General features: G+C 69.3%; 15 protein-coding genes and 1 tRNA gene. 15 read left to right on the forward strand and 1 reads right to left on the reverse strand.

The genetic code is table 11. The features are described 5' to 3' along the window. Positions 1-66 precede the first annotated feature (66 nt). The 10 genes from ACMW4R_RS14400 (at position 67) to ACMW4R_RS14445 (ending at position 12,679) form a co-directional block, all read left to right on the forward strand. A complete protein-coding gene (locus tag ACMW4R_RS14400; RefSeq protein ID WP_058597763.1) occupies positions 67-297 on the forward strand; it encodes a DUF6704 family protein in 231 nt (76 codons plus the stop codon). A gap of 2 nt (positions 298-299) precedes the next feature. Continuing rightward, a complete protein-coding gene (trpC, locus tag ACMW4R_RS14405) occupies positions 300-1,076 on the forward strand; it encodes an indole-3-glycerol phosphate synthase TrpC (RefSeq protein WP_418300208.1) in 777 nt (258 codons plus the stop codon). Between the two features lie 2 nt (positions 1,077-1,078). Beyond that, on the forward strand, positions 1,079-2,404 hold the full coding sequence (gene trpB, locus ACMW4R_RS14410) for a tryptophan synthase subunit beta (RefSeq protein ID WP_418300271.1): 1,326 nt from the start codon (positions 1,079-1,081) through the stop codon (positions 2,402-2,404). Next, entirely contained in the window at positions 2,401-3,192 is a 792-nt protein-coding gene (gene trpA, locus ACMW4R_RS14415; RefSeq protein ID WP_058627681.1) for a tryptophan synthase subunit alpha, read from the forward strand. Before trpB ends, trpA begins: the two co-directional genes overlap by 4 nt. Before the next feature lie 10 nt (positions 3,193-3,202). Next, entirely contained in the window at positions 3,203-4,207 is a 1,005-nt protein-coding gene (gene lgt, locus ACMW4R_RS14420) for a prolipoprotein diacylglyceryl transferase (protein WP_418300209.1), read from the forward strand. A 52-nt stretch (positions 4,208-4,259) separates the two neighbouring features. Continuing rightward, complete coding sequence (gltB, locus tag ACMW4R_RS14425; protein WP_058627680.1) at positions 4,260-8,837, forward strand: glutamate synthase large subunit; 4,578 nt, start codon at positions 4,260-4,262, stop codon at positions 8,835-8,837. Further along, the gene (locus ACMW4R_RS14430; RefSeq protein ID WP_058597757.1) at positions 8,830-10,296 is read left to right on the forward strand and encodes a glutamate synthase subunit beta; all 1,467 of its coding nucleotides are present in this window, start codon (positions 8,830-8,832) and stop codon (positions 10,294-10,296) included. The genes gltB and ACMW4R_RS14430 overlap by 8 nt, the downstream gene beginning before the upstream one ends. Positions 10,297-10,350: 54 nt before the next feature. Beyond that, positions 10,351-11,796 (forward strand): pyruvate kinase, encoded by a 1,446-nt coding sequence (gene pyk / locus ACMW4R_RS14435; RefSeq protein ID WP_058597756.1) that lies wholly within the window; start codon positions 10,351-10,353, stop codon positions 11,794-11,796. A 77-nt stretch (positions 11,797-11,873) separates the two neighbouring features. Then, positions 11,874-11,954, forward strand: a tRNA-Leu gene (locus ACMW4R_RS14440). Positions 11,955-12,058: 104 nt separating this feature from the next. Beyond that, positions 12,059-12,679: an ANTAR domain-containing response regulator gene (locus tag ACMW4R_RS14445; RefSeq protein ID WP_013586648.1), complete on the forward strand. Its 621-nt coding sequence runs from the start codon at positions 12,059-12,061 to the stop codon at positions 12,677-12,679. Positions 12,680-12,880: 201 nt separating this feature from the next. Here the strand turns inward: ACMW4R_RS14445 and ACMW4R_RS14450 are convergent, their stop codons facing one another. Then, on the reverse strand, positions 12,881-13,312 hold the full coding sequence (locus ACMW4R_RS14450) for a PaaI family thioesterase (RefSeq protein WP_058597769.1): 432 nt from the start codon (positions 13,310-13,312) through the stop codon (positions 12,881-12,883). A gap of 73 nt (positions 13,313-13,385) precedes the next feature. On the opposite strand from ACMW4R_RS14450, the gene polA reads away from it, so the two are divergent. The 5 genes from polA to ACMW4R_RS14475 all read left to right on the forward strand — a co-directional run bounded on the left by polA (position 13,386) and on the right by ACMW4R_RS14475 (position 21,123). Next, entirely contained in the window at positions 13,386-16,025 is a 2,640-nt protein-coding gene (gene polA, locus ACMW4R_RS14455) for a DNA polymerase I (RefSeq protein ID WP_058627679.1), read from the forward strand. 56 nt (positions 16,026-16,081) lie between these two features. Continuing rightward, entirely contained in the window at positions 16,082-17,758 is a 1,677-nt protein-coding gene (locus tag ACMW4R_RS14460; RefSeq protein WP_418300210.1) for a DUF885 domain-containing protein, read from the forward strand. A 97-nt stretch (positions 17,759-17,855) separates the two neighbouring features. Beyond that, positions 17,856-18,917, forward strand: a complete 1,062-nt coding sequence (locus tag ACMW4R_RS14465) for an LLM class flavin-dependent oxidoreductase (protein ID WP_058627677.1) — start codon at positions 17,856-17,858, stop codon at positions 18,915-18,917. Next, positions 18,914-20,248: an MFS transporter gene (locus ACMW4R_RS14470; RefSeq protein ID WP_418300211.1), complete on the forward strand. Its 1,335-nt coding sequence runs from the start codon at positions 18,914-18,916 to the stop codon at positions 20,246-20,248. Before ACMW4R_RS14465 ends, ACMW4R_RS14470 begins: the two co-directional genes overlap by 4 nt. A 110-nt stretch (positions 20,249-20,358) precedes the next feature. After that, complete coding sequence (locus ACMW4R_RS14475; RefSeq protein WP_418300212.1) at positions 20,359-21,123, forward strand: SGNH/GDSL hydrolase family protein; 765 nt, start codon at positions 20,359-20,361, stop codon at positions 21,121-21,123. Positions 21,124-21,208: the final 85 nt, after the last annotated feature.

Raw genomic sequence — 21,208 nt, forward strand, 5'->3', positions numbered from 1 at the left:
CCCCGCGGCTTCGATAGACTGGCCTCACGCTTTCCCCTGCGCCCGCGCGCGACTGTAAGGAGCCCCATGAGCAACCCCATCGGTGATCCCGGCCACGGACACTCGCCCGCCGCCTGGACGGCCGTGATCATCATGCTGCTCGCGTTCACGCTCGGAACGCTTTTCTTCTGGCTCGACATGCCCGTGCTCGTGTGGGCCTCGGTGGGTCTGCTCGTCGTCGGCGCGATCGTCGGATGGGCCATGGGCAAGGCCGGATACGGCGCGAACGGCTCGAAGACCAGCTCGAAGGCCCACTGACCGTGCTGGCCGATCTCACGGCCGGGGCGGTAGAAGACGCAGAGAAGCGCGCCGAGACGCGTTCCCTCGCCGAGGTCGAGCGCGACGCTCTCGCGCAGACCCCCGCGCGAGACGCTCTGGCGATGCTCGCGCCGGCCGACCGGGTCAAGATCATCGCCGAGGTCAAGCGCGCGAGCCCGTCGCGAGGCGACCTCGCGTCGATCCCCGATCCCGCCCGCCAGGCCCGTCTCTACGAAGAAGGCGGCGCATCGGCCATCTCGGTGCTCACCGAGGGGCGCAAGTTCAAGGGCAGCCTCGCCGACCTCGAGGCCGTCCGGGCCGCCGTCAGCGTCCCCGTCCTGCGCAAGGACTTCATCGCCACGCCGTACCAGGTGCTGGAAGCCCGCGCCTCGGGTGCCGACCTCGCTCTCCTGATCGTCGCCGCGCTCGACCAGAAGACCCTCACCGAGCTCTACGGCCTCGTCACCGATCTCGGCATGACGGCTCTCGTCGAGACCCACTCGGCGGAAGAGCTCGAACGCGCCGCCGACCTCGGTGCGAAGCTCATCGGCGTCAACGCGCGCAACCTTTCGACCTTCCAGCTCGACCGTGACCTGTTCGGCTCGCTCGCCGACCGATTCCCGGCCGACGCCGTCAAGATCGCGGAGTCGGCGGTGCTCGCACCCGCCGACGTGGCCCACTACCGCGCCGCGGGTGCCGATGTGGTGCTCGTGGGCGAAGCCCTCGTCACGGGCGACCCCGTCGCCACGCTCCGCGCGTTCCTCCAGGAGACGTCATGACCATCAGCCTGCGCGACCAGAAGGGGCCGTTCTTCGGCGACTTCGGCGGCCGGTACATGCCCGAATCGCTCATCGCGGCGATCGACGAGCTGACCGCGGTCTACGAATCGGCGATGGCCGACCCCGAGTTCCACGCCGAGCTGCGGGCCCTGCTGCACGATTACGCCGGCCGTCCGTCCGCGCTCACCGAAGTGCCGCGCTTCGCCGAGCACGCGGGTGGCGCGCGCGTCTTCCTCAAGCGCGAAGACCTGAACCACACCGGCTCGCACAAGATCAACAACGTGCTCGGCCAGGCACTGCTCACCAAGCGTCTCGGCAAGACCCGCGTGATCGCAGAGACGGGTGCCGGCCAGCACGGCGTCGCCACCGCGACGGCTGCCGCCCTTTTCGGTCTCGACTGCGTCGTCTACATGGGCGAGGTCGACACCGAGCGGCAGGCTCTCAACGTCGCGCGCATGCGTCTGCTCGGCGCCGAGGTCGTTCCCGTCACGACCGGCTCGCGCACGCTGAAAGACGCGATCAACGAGGCGTACCGCGACTGGGTCGCCTCGGTCGAGACGACCAACTACATCTTCGGCACAGCCGCAGGACCCCACCCCTTCCCGGCGATGGTCCGCGACTTCCAGAAGATCATCGGCGAAGAGACCCGCGCCGAGTTCCTCGAGCGCATCGGTCGCCTGCCCGACGCCGTCTTCGCCTGCGTCGGCGGCGGATCCAACGCGATCGGCATGTTCGACGCCTTCCTCGACGACGAGGGCGTCGCGCTGTACGGCGTCGAGGCAGCCGGCGACGGTGTCGACACCCCCAAGCACGCGGCATCCATCGAGCGGGGTCGTCCCGGCGTCCTGCACGGCGCCCGCACGTACGTGCTGCAGGACGAAGACGGCCAGACCACCGAGTCGCACTCGATCTCGGCGGGCCTCGACTACCCCGGCGTGGGTCCCGAGCACGCGTGGCTCGCCGACATCGGCCGTGCGCAGTACATCCCCGCGACCGACGACGAGGCCATGCAGGCCCTGCGTCTGCTCTCGCGCACCGAGGGAATCATCCCGGCGATCGAGTCGGCCCACGCCCTGGCCGGAGCCCTGCGCGTCGGTCGCGAACTGGGTCCGGATGCCGTCATCGCGGTGAACCTCTCCGGTCGCGGCGACAAAGACATGGACACCGCCGCGCGCTACTTCGATCTCTACGACGCCGAGCACGCACCTCCCCCCGAGGGCCGCCCGGCGCAGACCGCCGGCGCCGAGACCGTGGCATCCGCCGCCGGTTCGCCGGTCGATGTGACGCCGGCCCCGGATGCCGCGAGCGGCGCAGGGGTGGAGCTGTGACCTCGCGCGTGTCCGCGGCGATCGAAGCCGCCCACACCGACGGTCGCGGCGCGTTCGTCGCCTACCTGCCCGCCGGCTTCCCCGACGTCGCCACGAGCATCGAGGCCATCGTCGCGCTGGCCGAGGCCGGCGCCGACGTCATCGAACTCGGCCCTCCGTACAGTGACCCGGTCATGGACGGTCTGGTGATCCAGGAGGCGACCCAGACGGCCCTCGCCAACGGCTTCCGCATGCGCGATCTCTTCACGATCATCCGCGAGGTCACGGCACGCACCGATGTCCCGATCCTGGTCATGACGTACTGGAACCTCGTCGAGCAGTACGGCGTCGACCGCTACGCCGACGAGCTCGTCGCCGCCGGGGGAGCGGGGCTCATCACCCCCGACATCACGCCCGACGCCGCCGCCGCGTGGATCGCCACGAGCGAGCGAACCGGCCTCGACCGGGTGTTCCTCGCCGCCCCCACCTCGACCGACGAACGCCTCCGCATGATCGTCGAGGCGTCGACGGGTTTCGTCTACACCGTTTCGACGATGGGGATCACCGGGGAGCGGGCCGAACTGGATGCCGCCGCCCGGCGACTCGTCGAACGACTGCGGGCGCACGGCGCGGATCACGCGTGTGTCGGTATCGGCATCTCCAATGCCGCTCAGGTGGCCGGGGTGGTCGAGTACGCCGACGGCGCGATCGTCGGAACCGCCCTGGTGAAGGCGCTCCGTGACGGCGGTGTCGAGGGTCTGTCCACCCTCGCACGCGAGCTGTCCGCGGGCACCGCGCGGCGCGCCTAGACTCTTTCGCATGACGTTCGCCCTCTCGAGCGCCGCCTCCGGCGTGCTCGCCAGCATTCCGAGCCCGACGATCTCCTACGTCGATCTCGGTCCGTTCCGCATCCACTTCTATGCCCTGTGCATCGTCGCGGGCATCATCGTCGCCCTGCTTCTCACGAACGCACGGCTGACGCGGCGCGGCGCGGAGAAGTGGGTCGTCATCGACATCTGCCTCCTGGCGGTGCCGCTCGCCATCATCGTCGCGCGTATCTACCACGTCGCCACGCACGCCGGCTTCTACTTCGGCCCCGGCTCCAACCCGTGGAACATCACCCAGCCCGGCTCCGTCTGGGCCATCTGGGAGGGCGGGATCGCCATCTACGGCGCGCTCATCGGCGGCGCCATCGGCGCGATCCTCGGGTGCAAGTGGAGCGGTATCCGCTTCTGGACGTTCGCCGACGCCCTCGCCCCGGGCCTCATCATCGCGCAGGCGATGGGCCGCTTCGGCAACTGGTTCAACCAGGAGCTCTTCGGTCAGCCCACCGACCTGCCGTGGGGCCTCGAGATCGCCCCGGGCAACCCGGCGATCCCCGTCGGCCTGCCGGCCGGCACGTTGTTCCACCCCACGTTCCTGTACGAGGTCACCTGGAACCTCCTCGGCGCGGCCGTCATCCTGTACGTCGGCAAGCGCTTCACCCTGCAGTGGGGCAAGCAGTTCGCGATCTACCTCATGTGGTACAGCGCGGGCCGCATCGTCTGGGAGTCGATCCGCGTCGACCCCAGCGACATCATCCTCGGTCTGCGCACGAACGTGTGGGCGGCGATCTTCGGTGTGGTGCTCGGTCTGGTGATCTTCATCGTCCAGTCGCGCCGCCACCACGGCCTCGAACCCTCGCCCTACGTACCCGGGCGCGAATCCAAGGCTCCGGGGGCTGTAGACTCAACCGACCCCTCTGACTTCGTCGACGTGAGCGAGCCGCCCGCGACGAGCGACACCGTCGGCACCAGCGCCACAAGCAGCCCCGCCACGAACTAACACTCTGGGCCGACGTCGTCCCATTCGAAGCATCAACGTGAGGACGGTTGATATGGCTTCCAGCCTGCGTTCCGACACCGTCGGAGGCTCGTTCCCGGCCCGACAGGGAATGTACGACCCGTCGTTCGAGAAAGACGCCTGTGGCCTGGCCATGGTCGCGACTCTCCGCGGCGAGGCCGGACACGACATCGTCGACCTGGCCCTGACCGCACTGCGCAACCTCGAGCACCGCGGTGCCATCGGGTCCGACGCCGGCACCGGCGACGGCGCGGGCATCCTCACGCAGATGCCGGATGCCTTCCTGCGCGAGGTCGTCGACTTCGACCTGCCGCCGGTGGGGGAGTACGCCGCCGGAATGATCTTCCTTCCCCTCGGGCACGACGAGCGCGCCGCGATGAAGTCGGGGATCGAAGAGATCGCCCGTCACGAGAACCTCGAGGTGCTCGGCTGGCGCGAGGTGCCCACCGAGTCCGACAACCTGGGCAAGCTCGCCTTCGAGGCGCGCCCCGCTTTCGAGCAGCTGTTCGTCTCGCGGCCGGCCGCGGGCGACCAGCCCGCTCTCTCGGGCATCGCGCTCGATCGTCGCGTGTACCGCCTGCGCAAGCGCGCCCGTCACGAGCTCGACGCCTATTTCGTGTCGCTGTCCAGCCGCACGCTCGGGTACAAGGGCATGGTCACGACGCTCCAGCTCGAGCCGTTCTACCCCGACCTGCAGGACGAGCGCTTCGCGTCCGAGCTCGCGGTGGTGCACTCCCGCTACTCGACGAACACCTTCCCGTCGTGGCCGCTCGCGCAGCCCTTGCGCATGCTCGCGCACAACGGCGAGATCAACACCGTCAAGGGCAACCGCAACTGGATGCGCGCGCGCCAGTCGCAGCTCGAGTCCGAGCTGATCGGCGACGTGCGGCCTCTCCTGCCCATCTGCACCGAGGGCGCGAGCGACTCGGCCTCCTTCGACGAGGTCCTCGAGCTGCTGACCCTCACCGGTCGCAGCCTCCCGCACGCCATCATGATGATGGTTCCCGAGGCGTACGAGAAGCAGGCGACGATCGATCCCGATCTCCGTGCCTTCTACGACTACCACTCGATGCAGATGGAGCCGTGGGACGGCCCCGCAGCGCTCATCTTCACCGACGGCACGCTCGTCGGCGCCACGCTCGACCGCAACGGCCTGCGCCCGGGGCGCTGGACCGAGACCACCGACGGCCTCGTCGTCATCGGTTCCGAGACCGGCGTGCTCGACTTCGCCCCCGAGCGGATCAAGCGCCGTGGACGCCTGCAGCCCGGTCGCATGTTCCTCGTCGACACGGCCGAGCGCCGCATCGTCGAAGACGAAGAGATCAAGGCGAACCTCGCTGCGCTCGAGCCCTGGCAGGAGTGGGTGGACGCCGGTCGCGTCAAGCTCAGCGAGCTGCCCGAGCGCGAGCACATCGTGCACCCGATCGCGTCCATCACGCGTCGACAGCGCACCTTCGGCTACACCGAGGAAGAAGTCCGTCTGCTGCTGACGCCGATGGGTCAGGGCGGCGCCGAGCCGCTCGGCGCCATGGGGAGCGACGCCCCCGTCGCCGTGCTCAGCGACCGCCCGCGCCTGCTGTTCGACTACTTCACCCAGCAGTTCGCGCAGGTCACCAACCCGCCGCTCGACTCGATCCGTGAAGAGGTCGTCACCTCGCTGTCGCTGGGTCTCGGTCCCGAGCGCAACCTCCTCGACTGGGGGCCCGAGCACACCCGCACGGTGACCCTCGACTTCCCGGTCATCGACAACGACGAGCTCGCGAAGATCCAGCACATCGACACCGCGCTGCCGGGTCGATCGTCGGTGACCATCCGCGGTCTTTACCGCGTCGAGGCGGGGCACAAGGGGCTGCAGAAGCGGCTCACGCAGATGTGCACCGAGGTCGACCAGGCCATCGAGGACGGCGCCGAGTTCATCGTGCTCAGCGACCGTGACTCGAACAAGGACCTCGCGCCCATCCCGTCGCTGCTCATGCTCGCGGCCGTGCACCACCACCTCATCCGCAAAGAGACCCGCATGAAGGTCGGGCTCGTGGTCGAGGCCGGCGATGTGCGCGAAGTGCACCACGTGGCGACCCTGATCGGCTACGGCGCCTCGGCGGTCAACCCGTACCTGGCGATGGAGACCGTCGAGTACCTCGTGCGCGCGGGCTTCATCACCGGCATCACGCCCGAGAAGGCCGTCAAGAACCTGATCTACGCGCTCGGCAAGGGCGTGCTGAAGATCATGTCGAAGATGGGCATCTCGACCGTGTCGTCGTACGCGGGCGCGCAGGTGTTCGAAGCGGTGGGACTGTCGCGCGAGTTCGTCGAGGCGTACTTCACCGGCACCGAGTCGAAGCTCGGCGGCGTCGGTCTCGACGTCATCGCGGCCGAGAACGCGGCGCGCCACGAGTACGCCTACCCGGAAGATGCCGCGGCCCGCGCGCACGAGCGCCTCTGGACCGGCGGCGAGTACCAGTGGCGACGAGACGGTGCCCCGCACCTGTTCAACCCCGACACGGTGTTCCGTCTGCAGCACGCGACGCGCGAGCGCCGGTACGACATCTTCCGCGAGTACACGAAGCTGATCGACGACCAGGCGCACGAGCTCAAAACCCTCCGCGGTCTCTTCGAGCTGCGCACCGGGGTCCGCCCGCCCGTGCCGATCGACGAGGTCGAGCCCGTGTCGGCGATCGTGAAGCGCTTCTCGACCGGGGCCATGAGCTACGGCTCGATCTCGAAAGAGGCGCACGAGGTCCTGGCCGTCGCGATGAACCAGATCGGCGGCAAGTCGAACACGGGCGAGGGCGGAGAAGACGTCGACCGTCTGCTCGACCCCGCGCGCCGCAGCGCCATCAAGCAGGTGGCATCCGGGCGATTCGGCGTGACGAGCCTCTACCTGACCGAGGCGGACGACATCCAGATCAAGCTCGCCCAGGGCGCCAAGCCCGGCGAGGGCGGTCAGCTGCCGCCGACCAAGGTGTACCCGTGGGTGGCGCGCACGCGTCACGCGACGGCCGGTGTCGGGCTCATCTCGCCCCCTCCGCACCACGACATCTACTCGATCGAAGACCTCAAGCAGCTCATCTTCGACCTGAAGCGCGCGAACCCGAAGGCACGCATCCACACCAAGCTGGTGAGCCAGTCGGGCATCGGCGCGGTCGCGGCGGGTGTCGCGAAGGCGCTGAGCGACGTCATCCTGGTCTCGGGTCAGGACGGCGGCACGGGCGCGAGCCCGATGAACTCGCTCAAGCACGCGGGTACCCCCTGGGAGCTCGGGCTTGCCGAGACGCAGCAGACGCTCATGCTCAACGGCATGCGCGACCGCGTCGTGGTGCAGGTCGACGGTCAGATGAAGACGGGCCGCGACGTCATCATCGGCGCGCTGCTCGGCGCCGAGGAGTTCGGTTTCGCCACGGCTCCGCTCGTGGTCTCGGGCTGCATCATGATGCGCGTGTGCCACCTCGACACCTGCCCCGTGGGCGTCGCGACGCAGAACCCCGTGCTGCGCTCCCGCTTTACCGGCAAGGCCGAGTACATCGTCAACTTCATGGAGTTCATCGCCCAGGAGGTGCGCGAATACCTCGCCGCGCTCGGGTACCGCTCGATCGACGAGATCGTCGGTCACGCGGAGCTCCTCGACGTCAACGGCGCGGTCGAGCACTGGAAGGCACGCGGGCTCAACCTCGCGCCGATCCTCGAGGGACCGCGCTTCGCCGACGATGAGCCGCGTCGCCACGGTCGCAACCAGGACCACGAGCTCGAGGACCACTTCGACGTGCAGCTCATCGAGCGCTCGCAGGACGTCATCGCCCGCGGCGGTCAGGTCACGATCGATCTGCCCATCCGCAACACCGCTCGTGCGGTGGGGACCATGCTCGGCCACCACGTCACCAAGGTGCACGGCGAGCACGGACTGCCCGAGGGCTCCATTGACGTCCGTCTGACCGGCTCGGCGGGGCAGTCGTTCGGTGCCTTCATGCCCGCCGGCATCACGCTGCGGCTCGAGGGCGACTCGAACGACTACGTCGGCAAGGGCCTGTCGGGAGGCACGATCGTCGTGCGCCCGCATCGTGGTTCGACGTTCGCGGCGTCCGAGAACGTCATCGCCGGAAACGTCATCGGCTACGGCGCCACCCAGGGGCAGATGTTCCTCAACGGTGTCGTGGGTGAGCGGTTCCTCGTCCGCAACTCGGGCGCGACTGCGGTGGTCGAGGGCGTGGGAGACCACGCGCTCGAGTACATGACCGGTGGTCTGGCCGTGATCCTCGGCGCCACGGGCCGCAACCTCGGCGCAGGCATGTCCGGTGGTCAGGCATACGTCTACCGACTCGACCGCGACCTGGTGAACCGCGAGGCCCTGGCATCAGGTGAGCTCGTTCTCGGTGAACTCGGATCCGGGGATGCCGAGATCCTCCGCGACCTGCTCGAGAAGCACGTCGCGGAGACCGATTCCACGTTGGCCCGTCGTCTGCTCGACGACTTCGAGGCCGAGGTGCACAATTTCGTCCGGGTTCTGCCGCGCGACTACGCCGCGGTCCTGCAGACCCGCCAGGAGGCGGTGGCCGAGGGGCTCGACCCCGACGGCGACGTCGTCTGGACACGCATTCTGGAGGTGACGGGTGGCTGACCCGAAGGGCTTTCTCAAGGTCACGGAGCGCGAGCTCCCCAAGCGCCGGCCCGTACCCGTGCGCATCATGGACTGGAAAGAGGTGTACGAGCCGGGCGATTCGGCCGTCATCAAGCGCCAGGCCGGTCGCTGCATGGACTGCGGCATCCCGTTCTGCCACAAGGGGTGCCCGCTCGGCAACCTGATCCCCGAGTGGAACGACCTCACGTGGCGTGGCGAGGGCCGCGCCGCGATCGAGCGCCTGCACGCGACCAACAACTTCCCGGAGTTCACGGGTCGGCTCTGCCCCGCCCCGTGCGAGAGCTCCTGCGTGCTGGGCATCAACCAGCCCGCGGTCACGATCAAGCAGGTCGAGGTCTCGATCATCGACGAGGCGTTCGGCAACGGCTGGGTCGAGCCCGAGCCGCCGGAGCGCCTGACGGGCAAGACGGTGGCGGTGGTCGGCTCCGGCCCCGCCGGCCTGGCCGCGGCCCAGCAGCTGACGCGCGCGGGACACACGGTCGCCGTGTACGAGCGCGACGACCGGATCGGCGGGCTCCTGCGGTACGGCATCCCGGACTTCAAGATGGAGAAGCGCCACCTCGAGCTGCGTCTTCGCCAGATGCAGGCCGAGGGCACGCGCTTCCGCGCGGGTGTCGAGATCGGCAAGGACATCTCGTGGAGCGACCTCCGGGCGCGTTACGACGCGGTCATCGTCGCCACAGGCTCGACCGTGCCGCGCGACCTGCCCATCCCGGGGCGCGACCTCGACGGCGTCCACTTCGCCATGGAGTACCTCGTCGAGGGCAACAAGGCGGTCGCGGGCGACCAGGTTCCCCAGCAGATCTCGGCCGAGGGCAAGCACGTCGTCGTCATCGGCGGTGGCGACACCGGCGCGGACTGCATCGGCACGGCACACCGCCAGGGCGCGCTGAGCGTGACGAACCTCGCGATCGGCAAGCAGCCGCCGTCGGAGCGCCCGGCCGAGCAGCCCTGGCCGATGATGCCGAACCTCTTCGAGATGGCATCCGCTCACGAAGAGGGCGGGGAGCGCACGTTCCTCGCCTCGACGGTGGAGTTCCTCGGCAACGCCGCGGGCGAGGTGCGCGCTCTGCGCGTGGCCGAGACCGAATACGTCGACGGCCGCCGTGTGCCCAAGAGCGGCACCGAGCGCGAGATCCCGGCCGACCTGGTGCTGATCGCGATGGGCTTCACCGGTCCTGAGCGCGAGCACCTGGGCGACCAGCTCGGCACGCGTTTCACGAACCGCGGCAACGTCGAGCGCGACGCGACCTATGCCACCTCGACGCCGGGCGTGTTCGTCGCCGGTGACGCCGGTCGTGGGCAGTCGCTCATCGTGTGGGCCATCGCCGAGGGCCGCGCGGCCGCCGCCGAGGTCGACACGTACCTCATGGGCGAAACGGTGCTCCCCGCGCCGGTGCGCCCGACCGATGTCGCCATCGGCCTGCTGCCCGCCTAAGCTGGCAAGGGCCGATCCGGCCACTTCCCGAATCCTCACGGAGCTTGAAAACGGATGAGACGCGCCAAGATCGTCGCAACACTCGGGCCCGCCACGTCGTCGTATGAGATGGTTCGCGCCATCATCGACGCCGGGGTGGACGTCGCCCGCCTCAACCTGAGCCACGGAGATTACTCCGTGCACGACGCCAACTTCGCCAACGTGCGCAAGGCGGCAGAGGACGCCGGCCGCCCGGTCGCGGCCCTCGTCGACCTCCAGGGCCCCAAGATCCGTCTCGGCAAGTTCGAGAACGGCCCCCACGAGCTCGCCCCGGGCGACATCTTCAAGATCACGATCGAAGACATCCTCGGCACCAAAGAGATCGTCGGCACGACCTTCAAGGGCCTGCCCCAGGACGTCAAGCCCGGCGACTTCCTGCTCATCGACGACGGCAAGGTCCGCGTCCGCGTCGTCGAGACCGACGGCACCGTCGTGACCACCGAGGTCGTCGTCGGCGGCCCCGTGTCGAACAACAAGGGCATCAACCTGCCCGGCGTCGCCGTCAACGTCCCCGCGCTGAGCGAGAAGGACGAGGCCGATCTGCGCTGGGGCCTCAAGGCCGGCGCCGATCTCATCGCCCTGTCGTTCGTTCGGGATGCCAAAGACATCGAGCGCGTGCACGAGATCATGGCCGAGGAGGGACGCTACGTCCCCGTCATCGCCAAGATCGAGAAGCCGCAGGCGGTCGACAACCTCGAAGAGATCATCGACGCGTTCGACGGCATCATGGTCGCCCGTGGCGACCTCGGTGTCGAGCTGCCGCTCGAGGCCGTGCCGATCGTGCAGAAGCGCGCCGTCGAGCTCGCGCGCCGCATGGCGAAGCCCGTCATCGTCGCGACGCAGATGCTCGAGTCGATGATCAGCAGCCCGGTGCCCACGCGCGCCGAGACCTCCGACGTCGCCAACGCCGTCCTCGACGGCGCGGACGCGGTCATGCTCTCGGGCGAGACCAGCGTCGGCGACTACCCGGTCGTGGTCGTCGAGACCATGGCCCGCATCGTCGCCTCGACCGAGGAGCACGGTCTCGAGCGCATCGCGCCGCTGACCAACAAGCCCCGCACCCAGGGTGGCGCCATCACGCTGGCCGCGGTCGAGGTCGCCGACTTCGTCGAGGCGAAGTACCTCTGCGTGTTCACCGAGTCGGGCGACTCCGCGCGCCGCATGTCGCGTCTGCGTTCGACGATCCCGATGCTCGCGTTCACGCCCGAGCCCGGCATCCGTCGCCGCCTCGCCCTCACCTGGGGTGTCCGCTCGACGCTGGTGGAGCACGTCCCGCACACCGACAAGATGTTCCTTCAGGTCGACGACTACCTGCTGTCGAACGACCTCGCGAAGGTCGGCGACAAGGTCGTGGTCATCTCCGGGTCCCCTCCCGGAATCGCCGGTTCGACGAACGACCTGCGCGTGCACCGCGTGGGCGACGCCGTCCACGGTGCGGCCCCCGGCTACCAGGACGTCTGATCGTCGACGACGCGCGCCGGTTCCGCCGGCGCGCGTCGCTCGTGTTCTCCCGGTAGATTGGGAGTTCGCGAGCACGAGCCGGTGTGGCGGAATGGCAGACGCGGGGCACTCAAAATGCTCTGTCGAAAGACGTGTGGGTTCGAGTCCCACCACCGGTACGACCCCCGGGTCGGCTCTTCCCGAGTCGGCCCGGTATCGTTTGCCCTCTATCGCATCGACGCTCCTCGCGGGTGATGCGCCCTCCCAGTCCTAGGATGGTCACGTGACTGATCAAGAAGCCGCTCCGGCCTCCGCGCCCGCCGCCCCCCGCCGCGTCGTCGTGGCGGAAGACGAGTCGCTCATCCGTCTCGACATCGTCGAGATCCTCCGCGACAACGGCTACGACGTCGTCGGTGAAGCCGGCGACGGCGAGACCGCCGTGCAGCTGGCGACCGAACTGCGCCCGGATCTCGTGATCATGGACGTCAAGATGCCCCAGCTCGACGGCATCAGCGCGGCCGAGAAGCTGAGCAAGAACCACATCGCCCCCGTCGTCCTGCTGACCGCGTTCAGCCAGAAGGAGCTCGTGGAGCGCGCGAGCGAGGCCGGCGCGCTGGCCTACGTCGTGAAGCCGTTCACCCCGAACGACCTGCTGCCCGCGATCGAGATCGCCCTCGCCCGCTACGAGCAGATCATCACGCTCGAGGCCGAGGTCGCCGACATGGTCGAGCGCTTCGAGACCCGCAAGCTCGTCGACCGCGCCAAGGGCCTTCTCAACGAGAAGATGGGCCTCTCCGAGCCCGAGGCCTTCCGCTGGATCCAGAAGGCGTCGATGGATCGTCGACTGACCATGCAGGACGTCGCGAAGGCGATCATCGAGCAGCTGGCCCCCAAGAAGGGCTGAGCGCGACCCCATCGTGAAATGGATGCCACTTCGGTGGCATCCATTTTTCGTTCGTGGGGGAGGGGGGGTCAGGTCCCTTCGAGACGCTCAGGGACCATCGCGAGAGGGCTGGGTGAGCCGAATCCGGTCCTGAGCCGGACCGGGTGGATGAGCCGGACCCGGTGGCTGAGCTCGTCGAAGCCACAGCCCGCTGCGCGGGTCTCAGCCCTGCGGCGCGTCCTTGATCATGTTGGTGATGCGAACGGTCGAGCACCGGCGCCCCTGATCGTCGGAGATCGCGATCTCGTGCACCGTGAGGCTCCGCCCGAGGTGGATGGGCGTGCAGACGCCGGTGACGAGGCCCGAGGTCGCGGAGCGCGTGTGAGTGGCGTTGATATCGATGCCGACGGCCAGCTTGCCCGGTCCCGCGTGGAGGTTCGCCGCCATCGAGCCGAGCGACTCACCGAGCACGACGTAAGCGCCGCCGTGCAGCAGACCGACGGGCTGGGTGTTGCCCTCGACCGGCATGGTGGCGACGCACCGCTCGACGGTGAATTCGACCCATTCGAAGCCCATCTTCTCGGCGAGAGCGCCCATCCCGCGCTTCTTCACCCAGTCGAGGCCGGACAGGGGATCGGGAGTCGTGGACGTCATCATCGCCTTCGTGTCATCGCCGTGATCGGGGCCGGGCCGGGGCAGTGTCCGTGGTCCTCGTTAGGCTGGAGGAGTGACGGATGCCGAAAAGCCTACCCTCCTCGTCGTCGACGGCCACTCGCTGGCCTACCGGGCGTTCTACGCCCTCCCGGTCGACAATTTCTCGACGAAAGACGGGCAGCACACCAACGGGATCTACGGCTTCTTGTCGATGTTCGTGAACCTCGTCAAGGCCGAGAAGCCGACGCACCTCGCGGTCGCCTTCGACACGTCGCGACAGTCGTTCCGCACGCGGGAGTACGCCGAGTACAAGGCGAATCGCAGCGAGTCGCCCGCCGAGTTCAAGGGACAGATCCCGCTTCTCCAGGAGTGCCTCGAGGCAATGGGGGTTCCGGTTCTGAAGAAGGAGGACTTCGAAGCCGACGACATCCTCGCGACCCTCGCGACGCAGGGTGCGGCCCAGGGCTTCGAGGTCCTCGTGTGCTCCGGCGACCGCGACACGATCCAGCTCGTCAACGACGACATCACGCTGCTCTACCCGAACGTGCAGGGCGTCTCTCAGCTCAAGCGCTACGACACGGCGGCCGTCATCGAGAAGTACGGCCTGCCTCCCGAGCAGTACCCCGACATCGCCGCTCTCGTCGGCGAGACGAGCGACAACCTGCCCGGCGTGCCGAAGGTGGGCGAGAAGACCGCGGTGAAGTGGCTGACGCAGTGGGGCTCGCTCGATGCCCTGCTCGAGAACGCCGACAAGGTCACCGGCGTGGTGGGTAACAACCTGCGCGAGCACCTCGACGGGGTGAAGCGAAACCGTGCGCTCAACCGCCTGCTGCGCGACGTCGAGCTGCCCGTGGGGCCGTCCGACCTCGAGATGAAACCGCTCGACGGCCAGGCCGTGCGCGACATCTTCGCGCGCCTCGAATTCCGCACGCTGCTGCCGCGCGTGTTCGACGCTCTCGGCGCCGACGCGGGCGACGGCGCCGAAGAGGCCCGTCCGACGGCGACCGCGCCGACGCCCGCCCCTCTCGACGCCGACGCCCTGGCCGCCTGGGCGGGGCAGTCCACCGACACGGTCGGCCTCACGCTCGTCCTCGCGCAGGGCGCGCCGGTGCAGATCGGCCTCGCTCGTGCCGACAGCGCCGCCGAGGCCACCTGGTCGCCCGCGGTGCGCGACGCCCTCGCCGGGTGGTTGGCATCCGATGCGCCCAAGGTCATGGCCGATGCGAAGCCGCAGGTCAAGGCGCTCCTGCGCGAGGGGGTCGCGCTCGGCGGCATCTCGTCGGACGTGATCCTGGCCGGGTGGCTCGTGCGTCCGAGCTTCCCCGACAAGACGCTGGGCGACCTCGTCCAGCGCTACCTCGACGAGAAGCTCCCCGAGGCCGACCCCACGCAGCTCGTCCCCGAGACCGATGGGGCCACCCCGGGTCAGCTCGCCTGGTTCATCCGCCGCGTCGCCGAGGCGCAGCGGGCGGAGCTTCCCGAGCGCGTGGCCGAGGTGCTCGACGACATCGAGATGCCGACGCTGACCGCCCTCGCCGACATGGAGCTCGCCGGCGTCGCGGTGTCGCACGAGAAGCTCTCCGGCTTCTCCGCGGAGCTGGGTGCTCGCGCCGACGCCCTCGCTCGCGACGCGTACGCGGCGATCGGGCACGAAGTGAACCTCGGCTCGCCCAAGCAGCTCCAGGAGGTGCTGTTCGACGAGCTGCAGCTGCCGAAGACGCGCAAGACGAAGAGCGGATACACCACGGATGCCGCGGCCCTTGCCGATCTGCAAGAGAGCGCTCCGCACCCGTTCCTCGACCTCCTGCTGAAGCACCGCGAAGCGACCAAGCTGAAGCAGATCATCGACGCCCTCGACACCGCCACCGGGCCGGACGGACGCATCCACACGACGTACGTGCAGACCGGCAGCCAGACCGGCCGCCTCTCGAGCACCGACCCGAACCTGCAGAACATCCCGATCCGCACCGAGGAGAGCCGGCGCATCCGCGCAGCCTTCGAGGTGGGCGAAGGCTACGAGACCCTCCTCACGGCCGACTACTCGCAGATCGAGATGCGCATCATGGCGCACCTGTCGGGCGACCCCGGCCTCATCGAGGCGTTCAACTCGGGCGAAGACCTGCACCGCTTCGTCGGCGCGCGCGTGTTCGGCGTCGAGCCGTCCGAGGTCACGCCCGCGATGCGCACGAAGGTCAAGGCGATGTCGTACGGCCTCGTCTACGGTCTGTCGGCCTTCGGTCTCTCCAAGCAGTTGCGCATCGAGCAGACCGAGGCCAAGAAGCTCATGCTCGAGTACTTCGCGCGTTTCGGTGCGGTCCGCGACTACCTGCGCGGCTCGGTCGAGCAGGCTCGCCAAGACGGATACACCGAGACGATCTTCGGCCGCCGGCGCCCGTTCCCCGACCTCACCAGCATGAACCGCGTGCTGCGTGAGAACGCCGAGCGCGCGGCCCTCAACGCCCCGATCCAGGGCAGCGCCGCCGACATCATGAAGGTCGCCCTGTTCCGGATCCGCGAGGAGTTGGCATCCGCGGGTCTACGCTCGCGCGTCCTGCTGCAGATCCACGACGAACTCGTCGTCGAGGTGGCGGCGGGGGAGTGGGATGCCGTGGAGAGCATCGTGCGCGCCCGCATGGCGGACGCGGCCGAGCTGTCGGTGCCCCTCGACGTGCAGATCGGCCGCGGCGACGACTGGGACGAAGCGGGCCACTGAACGGAACCGCGCCGCGCCGGGGTGCGCGGGCGCTCTCGCTTCCCTAGGCTCGAAGGATGACTGACGCACAACGCACCCCCACGCCGATCGACACGATCGCCGAGGCGTGGGTCGACACCCTGGCGGAGCGCATCCCGACGCTCGCCACCTACATCGGACGCGACGAGTACAACGGCCGCTTCGGCGACTACAGCCCCGAAGGCGCCGAGGCCCTCACCGCCGACGCCCGCGCCACGAAGGCCGCGCTCGAGGCGGCCGAGCCCGTCGACGCGATCGACACGGTCACGAAGATGGACCTCGTCCGCGAGCTCGACCTGATGATCGAGCAGCACGAGGCCAAGACCCACCTCCGCGACCTGAACGTGATCGCGTCACCCGCGCAGGACATCCGCGCGACCTTCGACCTCATGCCGACCGCGACGGTCGAGGACTGGGCCACGATCTCAGAGCGCATGAAGGCGCTGCCCGAGGCCATCGACGGCTACGTCGCGACCCTCCGCCGTGGCATCGCCGAGGGGGTCGTGCCCGCTCGTCGCCAGGTGAACGAGGTCGTCGCGCAGATCGCCCGTTACACCGCCGACACCGGCTTCTTCGCCGAGTTCGTCGGGAACGCCGCGCCCGCCGAGGGGCAGCTGCCCGCCTCGCTCGCGCGCGACCTCGACCAGAACGCCGGCGCCGCCCGCGTCGCCTACGACGGCCTGGCCTCCTTCCTCTCCTCGGAGCTCGCCCCGGTCGCGGGCGAGGCGGACGGCGTCGGTCGCGAGATGTACGCGTTGCACTCACGCCAGTTCCTCGGCGCCGAGATCGACCTCGACGAGACCTACGACTGGGGCGTCGAAGAGCTCGCCCGCATGGTCGCCGAGCAGGAGGCGATCGCGAACGAGATCCTTCCCGGCGCGAGCGTCGAAGAAGCGGTCGCCTTCCTCGAGAAGGACGAGTCGCGCAAGCTCCGCGGCACGAAGGCGCTCCAGGAGTGGATGCAGCGCACGAGCGACAAGGCCGTGGAAGAGCTCGCGCGCACCCACTTCGACATCGCCGAGCCCATCCGCAAGCTCGAGTGCATGATCGCCCCGACCAATGAGGGCGGGATCTATTACACCGGACCGACCGACGACTTCTCGCGCCCCGGCCGCATGTGGTGGTCGGTTCCCGAGGGCGTCGACACCTTCGACACCTGGCGCGAGCTGACCACGGTGTATCACGAGGGTGTCCCGGGCCACCATCTGCAGATCGCCCAGGCCGTGTACAACCGCGCGCAGCTGAACTCGTGGCGCCGCCTCCTGGCGGGCACGAGCGGCCACGCCGAGGGCTGGGCGCTGTACGCCGAGCGTTTGATGGAGCAGCTCGGCTACCTCGACGACCCCGCCGATCGCCTCGGCATGCTCGACGGGCAGCGCATGCGCGCCGCACGCGTCGTGCTCGACATCGGCGTGCACCTCGGCAAGCCGCGCCTCGACGGCACGGGCACGTGGGACCACGACTACGCGCTCGCGTTCATGCTGAAGAACGTCAACATGAGCGAGGAGTTCGTGCGCTTCGAGGTCAACCGCTACCTCGGTTGGCCGGGACAGGCTCCCGCGTACAAGGTCGGGCAGCGCATCTGGGAGCAGGTCCGCGAGGAGGAGCGGGAGCGCCGCGGCGCGGACTTCTCGATGAAGCAGTTCCACACGCGGGCCCTCGACATCGGCGGCGTCGGTCTCGACACGCTGCGGGCCGCCCTGGCATCCGTCTGATCCCCCGAGGGGCGTCGCTACGGCGACGCCCCTCGTCCGTGCCGGGGAATGTTTTCCCCTCGCGTAAAGTTCATTCATCCGAATGCAAGGAGATCTCATGGACGCCACCCCCGTCGAGCTGGGCCTCGACACCTTCGGAGACATCTCGCGCGGCCCCGACGGGTCGTTGCAGAGCGACGCGCAGACCATCCGCAACGTCGTGGAGCAGGCGGTGCTCGCCGATGAGGTCGGGCTGTCGTTCTTCGGGGTGGGGGAGCACCACCGCAAGGACTTCGCGGTCACGAGCCCCGAGATCGTCCTCGCCGCGGCCGCCGCGCGTACGAAGAACATCCACCTCGGCACCGCGGTCACGGTCCTGTCGTCCGACGACCCGGTCCGCGTCTACGAGCGCTTCGCCACGCTCGACGCCGTCTCGAACGGCCGCGCCGAGGTCATCCTCGGGCGGGGGTCGTTCATCGAGTCGTTCCCCCTCTTCGGGTACGACCTGAACGACTACGAGCAGTTGTTCGAAGAGAAGCTCGAGCTCTTCTCGCTCCTCCTCGACGAGAAGCCGGTCACCTGGTCGGGGCGCACCCGGGCAGGGCTCCGGGATGCCGACGTGTACCCGAAGACCGAGAACGGGCTGAAGGCGTGGGTCGGTGTCGGCGGGTCGCCCGAATCCGTCGTGCGCGCCGCCCGATACGGCTACGGTCTCGTCCTCGCGATCATCGGCGGGTCCTCCGCCCGCTTCCGGCCGTTCGCCCAGCTCTACCGGCAGTCGCTGCAGGAGTTCGGCAAGCCCGCGATGCCCATCTCGGTGCATTCGCCGGGCCACGTGGCCGAGACCGACCAGCAGGCGTGGGACGAAGCTTACGAGGGCGTCGCTGAGCTGAACACGACCATCGGTCGCGAGCGCGGGTGGCCCGCGTACAACCGCCTGCGCTTCCAGCACGACGTCGGCCCCGAGGGGGCGATGTACATCGGCTCGCCCGAGACGGTCGCCACGAAGATCGCCGCGACCGTCCGGACGCTGGGTGCCTCGCGCTTCCAGATGAAGTTCGCCAGCGGGTCGATCTCGCACGACCGCCTGATGTCGAGCATCGAGCTCTACGGCACGCGCGTCCTGCCGCTCGTCCGGGAGATGCTCGCCGACTCCGATTCTGACGCAGCGGCCTCGTGAGCGCGAGCACCGACACCGTGCGGGTGTCCGAGCGTCTCGACGCCCTGCCGTTCACCCGGCGTCACGGTAAGATCCTGGGCGGCTCGGGACTGGGCTGGGCCCTGGATGCCATGGATGTCGGGCTCATCTCGTTCATCATCGCCGCGCTGGCGGCACAGTGGAAGCTGGAGCCCGCGCAGGCCTCGTGGATCGCCTCGGCGGGATTCGCGGGAATGGCGATCGGCGCGAGCCTCGGCGGGCTCCTCGCCGACCGCTTCGGGCGGCGTCAGGTGTTCGCGCTGACGCTCCTCGTCTACGGCGTCGCGACGGGGGCCAGCGCACTCGTCGGCGGACTCGCGGCGCTCCTCGTGCTGCGCTTCGTCGTCGGTCTCGGGCTCGGCGCTGAACTGCCCGTGGCCTCGACCTACGTCAGTGAGTTCGCTCCGGCTCGGATCCGCGGGCGCGTCATCGTCTTCCTCGAGGCGTTCTGGGCCGTCGGCTGGACCGCCGCCGCCGTCATCGGCTACCTCGTGGTGCCGTCTTCCGCCGATGGGTGGCGCTGGGCGTTCGCGCTCGGCGCGATCCCCGCGGTCTACGCGCTGATCGTCCGGTGGGGCCTCCCCGAGTCGCCGCGATGGCTGGCGTCGCGAGGACGCAACGGCGAAGCCGTCGCGATCGTCCGAGACCTCGAGGCCGCCGCGGGTCGCGTGTCGTTGGAGCCGTCGAACGACGGGGTGTCGGCATCCGCTCCCGCCCCTCGCGCCCGCGTCGGAGCGCTGTGGTCGACGGCCCTCCGCGCGCGCACGGCGAGCCTCTGGGTGCTGTGGTTCTGCGTGAACTTCTCTTACTACGGCGCCTTCATCTGGATCCCGACGATCCTCGTGGCTCAGGGGTACGATCTCGTGCGCTCTTTCGGTTTCACGCTCATCATCACCCTGGCCCAGCTGCCGGGGTATGCCGTCGCCGCGTGGCTCATCGAGGCGTGGGGGCGACGCGCGACGCTCGCGACCTTCCTCGCCGGCTCGGCGATCGCCGCCGTGCTGTTCGGCACCGCCTCCGGTGAGGTCGCGGTGATCGCGACCGGAATGCTGCTGTCGTTCTTCAACCTCGGCGCCTGGGGTGCCCTCTACGCCGCGACGCCCGAGACGTACCCCACGTCCCTGCGGGGGACCGGCGCCGGGTGGGCCGCGGGCGTGGGGCGCATCGCGTCGATCCTGGCGCCCCTGTCGGTCCCGCCGCTGCTCGCCGCGGGCGGTGCTCCGCTGCTGTTCATCGTGTTCGCGGCGTTCTTCGCGGTTGCCGTGGTCGCGTCGCTCTTCCTCCGCGAGCAACGAGGGCGGGCGCTCTCCTGACCCGGGCACCGCTGTTTGGGGCGCGCCCTTCCCCTCGGGGCACGGGATTCCCCGCCCCGAACGGACGCACGCGCCCCGAACGAGCGCGGACCGCGGCATAGGCTGGAGAGATGGCATCCGTCCGCTATGTCGCGATCGGCGACTCGTTCACCGAGGGGGTCGGCGACGAACTCCCCGACGGCACCGTGCGAGGGTGGGCCGACCTCGCGGCCCAGGGATGGGCGGATGCCGCGGGCGAACCGATCGAGTACGCCAACCTCGCGATCCGCGGCAAGCTCATCCAACCCATCGTCGAGCAACAGCTCGAGCCCGCTCTGGCGCTGAAGCCGACCCACTTGTCGTTCAACGGCGGGGGCAACGACATGCTCCGTCCGCGGGCGGACCTCGAACGCATCGTCGGATTCTTCGAGCACGTGCTGCGGAGGTGCGACGAGGAGGGCGTGCAGCTCATCGTGCTGTCGGGTGCGAACCCGTCGGCGGGGCTGCCTCTGGGGCGGGTCCTGCAGATGCGCGGCGATCGCCTGTCGAAGGCGGTCGAGGAGCGGCTGGCATCGCGCCCCGACGTCATCACGGCGTACAACTGGTTCGATCGCGAGATCGCCGGCGGCGAGTTCTGGTCGGTCGACCGGTTGCACATGAACCCCCGCGGACATCACCGGGTCGCCGCGCGCGTGATCGAAGCGGTCGGGCTGTCCGCGCCGGCCGACTGGTGGCGTCTGCGTGACATCCCCGAGGTCGAGCGGTTGAAGGGGTCGGCCTACTACCGCGAGCACGTCGCTCCGTGGATCCGTCGCCGGCTCGCGGGCACGTCCTCCGGAGACGGTCGCGCCCCGAAGTTCGGTGGCGAGTGGGTGGAGCTGACGCCGGGCGGGTGAGTGTCGCCGGTCGCAGGTGCGCGCGCGACACGTGGGCACCGAACGAACGACCCCCTGGTGTCTCGGCATCCGCATGCCTAGGATC

The organism is Microbacterium sp. S1037 (assembly GCF_048381605.1).
In the GTDB taxonomy this organism is placed as follows: domain Bacteria; phylum Actinomycetota; class Actinomycetes; order Actinomycetales; family Microbacteriaceae; genus Microbacterium; species Microbacterium testaceum_B.

Coding starts and splice junctions, on each gene's coding strand:
- ACMW4R_RS14400 (WP_058597763.1), top strand. CDS start 67: ATGAGCAACCCCATCGGTGATCCCGGCCACGGACACTCGCCCGCCGCC.
- lgt (WP_418300209.1), top strand. CDS start 3,203: ATGACGTTCGCCCTCTCGAGCGCCGCCTCCGGCGTGCTCGCCAGCATT.
- gltB (WP_058627680.1), top strand. CDS start 4,260: ATGGCTTCCAGCCTGCGTTCCGACACCGTCGGAGGCTCGTTCCCGGCC.
- pyk (WP_058597756.1), top strand. CDS start 10,351: ATGAGACGCGCCAAGATCGTCGCAACACTCGGGCCCGCCACGTCGTCG.
- ACMW4R_RS14450 (WP_058597769.1), bottom strand. CDS start 13,312: ATGACGTCCACGACTCCCGATCCCCTGTCCGGCCTCGACTGGGTGAAG.
- ACMW4R_RS14460 (WP_418300210.1), top strand. CDS start 16,082: ATGACTGACGCACAACGCACCCCCACGCCGATCGACACGATCGCCGAG.
- ACMW4R_RS14465 (WP_058627677.1), top strand. CDS start 17,856: ATGGACGCCACCCCCGTCGAGCTGGGCCTCGACACCTTCGGAGACATC.
- ACMW4R_RS14475 (WP_418300212.1), top strand. CDS start 20,359: ATGGCATCCGTCCGCTATGTCGCGATCGGCGACTCGTTCACCGAGGGG.